Source organism: Chryseobacterium sp. (assembly GCF_022712095.1).
Lineage (GTDB): Bacteria > Bacteroidota > Bacteroidia > Flavobacteriales > Weeksellaceae > Chryseobacterium.
The window spans coordinates 1-3,018 of the sequence record NZ_JALAHD010000011.1 but is presented as its reverse complement, the minus strand read 5'-3'; the positions used below and the strand labels follow the sequence as shown (position 1 = coordinate 3,018).

Genomic DNA, 3,018 nt, shown 5'->3' with positions numbered 1-3,018 from the left:
TCCTTTAAAATATATAATCCGTACTCAGGAAATTAGAATCATGATCTCTCACAATAGTGTTCAGCAATTCTTTATTGGAATCCGTTAATTTTGCAGCTACCAGAGAACGAATAGAGAATGAACGTAATGCATCATATACTGATAATGTTCCTTCTGCACTGTCTTTTCTTCCGGTAAATGGGAATACGTCCGGCCCTCTCTGAGCCTGACAGTTGATATTTACACGACTTACCAGATTGACGAACGGATCAATCAGTTTTGCTACTTCAACGGGTTCTTCACTAAAGATACTCACCTGCATTCCGTGGGAAGCATTTACCTGATATTCGATAGGTTCATCTATATTCTCAAAAGGGACTACCGGAATAACAGGACCAAACTGTTCTTCATGATAAAGCTTCATATCACTGTTTACCGGATATACAACTGCAGGAAATACGAAAGAAGCTTCCTGATAACCGCCGTCTTTATTTAATACTTCAGCACCTTTATCTAAGGCATCGTCTATACATTCTTTAAGGTAAGGAGGCTTATTGACTTCCGGAAGGGGTGTTATTTTTACATCTTTCTCCCAGGGCAAACCAGGTTTTAATGCAGATACAGCTTCACTTAATCTTCTGGTAAACTCCTCTGCCACTTCTTTCTGTACAAATATCAGTTTAAGGGCAGTACAACGCTGACCGTTAAAAGAAAGCGCCCCCAATATACATTCACTTACCGCTACATCCAGATTAGCATTTTTAGTCACAATCGCTGCATTTTTAGCATCAAGACTTAAGATGGCCCGTAAACGGTTCACTTTCGGATGAAGCTTTTTCAGTCCGTTGGCCACTTTACTGGAACCAATGAATGCCAGTACATTGACTTTCCCACTTTCCATAATCGGTGTAATGATCTCTGAACCTTTACCGTAAAGGGTATTCACTGTACCTTTAGGGAAAGCTTCTTTAAAGGCATTCAATAAAGGATAGTGTGCTAAAACCCCGTGTTTGGGAAGCTTAAATAAAATGGTATTTCCCATGATCAATGCGGGAATCAATGTTGTGAAGATTTCGTTCAGAGGATAATTAAAAGGTCCCATACTCAATACTACACCAAGCGGAGCACGCCTGATCTGTGCAATCGTTCCTTCCGCCTGCTGAAAACGGGAAGATTCACGGTCCTGATCTTTTAGGGCATCAATTGTCTGGTTGATATAATCTACCGTACGGTCAAACTCCTTGGTAGAATCAGCTAGTGTTTTTCCGATCTCCCACATCAGCAGCTTAATGACCAGATCCCTTTGCTGAATCATTAAATACACAAATTTCTGCATACATTTTATGCGGCCTTCTACCGACATCGTAGGCCACTCTCCCAGCCCATTATCGTAAGCCTTTACGCAGGCTTCCAGAACTTCCATTGCTTCGTCAGGACCAATATTAGGAATACTTCCCAATAATTTTCTTTCCAACCCCTTTTCGCCCGGAATACAAACCGGAGAATAAATATTCGTGACATCTCCATTCCATTCCACTAATTCACCATTAAGCAGGTAAACTCGCTGATGAATTTCTTTTACTTTAAATTCTTCGGGAATTTCACTTTCAGATTTAAATATATTTTGAAAGGAATAGTCTTTTGCTGAATCCATATATTTTACTTTTTTAATAATTTTAATGTAAATATTTAACAGAATAAAGTTAGAGGGAAAAATTGATTTTAGAAATAACAGATTAATAGATTTGTTCTATTTGAAAATAAAAACTCAGCTAAGCTGAGTTAGAAAAATAATTATTCATTTAGTAGATTTCAGCGCCCAGAAAATAAGTAACGGCTGCATCAATAATCTTGCGAACCTCTTTTCATCCGTATCAAGGCCAAAGCTGTCCTTTCTGTTTTTATACTGGGCATAGTTCCCGGGAAAAACAGCAGTAAAAAATCCTGCTGCAATTTTACCTGTTAAAGATTCATATTTCTTCGGGGCTGCTATCACTGCCGTACCTAATGCTATTTCTGCTATCCCCGAATAAACAACCGTATCATCTTTTTTCAGCGGAACCCAATCGGGAACCTGAGCCCGAAATTTCTTTCTTGCAAAACTAAGATGTCCTGTTCCTGCCAATATAAGCATGGCTCCTAATCCGTATTTTGCTATTTTCTTAATGGTTTGTGATTTCATAATATTATTTTATTAATAGAACCAATAATAGTTCCAATAATAAAAATCAGCCTGCAAGCCTAACCTATCATCCATGATAGTTATTGCAGGAAACACTATCCCGGACTACCTTTGACTATACAATCAAAAAAAACAGAAATATGCAAAATTCAATTACCTGGCCTCAGCAATACCTGCCGGGAACCACAGATAATTTTTGTTTTAATGAAGTAATCATATCAGGACTGACCACTGAAGATGTCTGGCCTTTTTTAATTAATCCCCTTGCATGGCCTACTTACTATGAAAATTCATCAGATATAGAATTTATAAATGCAGAAGATCAATTGCTTTGCGACAAAGCCCGTTTCAGATTTAAAACTTTCGGATTTCCTATTGAAGCCGAAATTATAGAATTTGTTGCTCCTGAGAATGGAAAACCTGCCCGATTAACATGGCACGGATGGGCAGAAGGTGATGAAGAAACAAAGCTCGATGTTATCCATGCATGGCTGATCGAAGATCTGGAAGAAAACAGAGTCAGGATCTTAACTCAGGAATCACAGATCGGAAAACCGGCACAAGACCTGGCTAAAGCAAAGCCTAACCCTATGATCAACGGACATCAGGACTGGCTGGAAGGTTTGGTTTCTGCTACAAGAAAATAAAAACCGTTGCCTTTGATAAGGCAGTGGTTTTTCTGTTACTAAATTCCTGCTATTTTAGGGTACCAGATTATTTTTGTTCTTAAATTTAATACTTGAACTTTTTTGCTGATTTTACAAAATTTCTTATAATTATTACAACTACTTTCAGTTTCTCTTTAAAGAAAACCCTGATATTTATAGATTTACAGGATCAAAAAAGCCATCCTGGTC

The 3,018-nt window shown here is 38.0% G+C and carries 3 protein-coding genes; 1 reads left to right on the top strand and 2 read right to left on the bottom strand.

Annotation, left to right across the window (positions count from 1 at the left end; translation table 11 throughout):
• Positions 1-4 precede the first annotated feature (4 nt).
• Both Q0A18_RS00495 and Q0A18_RS00490 read right to left on the bottom strand, forming a co-directional pair.
• Positions 5-1,633, bottom strand: coding sequence for an NADP-dependent glyceraldehyde-3-phosphate dehydrogenase (locus tag Q0A18_RS00495; protein WP_292008205.1), 1,629 nt, complete (start codon positions 1,631-1,633; stop codon positions 5-7).
• A 144-nt stretch (positions 1,634-1,777) separates the two neighbouring features.
• A complete protein-coding gene (locus Q0A18_RS00490) occupies positions 1,778-2,161 on the bottom strand; it encodes a hypothetical protein (protein WP_292008204.1) in 384 nt (127 codons plus the stop codon).
• A gap of 140 nt (positions 2,162-2,301) precedes the next feature.
• On the opposite strand from Q0A18_RS00490, the gene Q0A18_RS00485 reads away from it, so the two are divergent.
• A complete protein-coding gene (locus Q0A18_RS00485) occupies positions 2,302-2,808 on the top strand; it encodes a hypothetical protein (protein WP_292008203.1) in 507 nt (168 codons plus the stop codon).
• Positions 2,809-3,018 lie beyond the last annotated feature (210 nt).

What these genes read in the sequence shown, in the direction of transcription:
- Q0A18_RS00495 (WP_292008205.1), bottom strand. Translation starts at nt 1,633, where the DNA reads ATGGATTCAGCAAAAGACTATTCCTTTCAAAATATATTTAAATCTGAA.
- Q0A18_RS00490 (WP_292008204.1), bottom strand. Translation starts at nt 2,161, where the DNA reads ATGAAATCACAAACCATTAAGAAAATAGCAAAATACGGATTAGGAGCC.
- Q0A18_RS00485 (WP_292008203.1), top strand. Translation starts at nt 2,302, where the DNA reads ATGCAAAATTCAATTACCTGGCCTCAGCAATACCTGCCGGGAACCACA.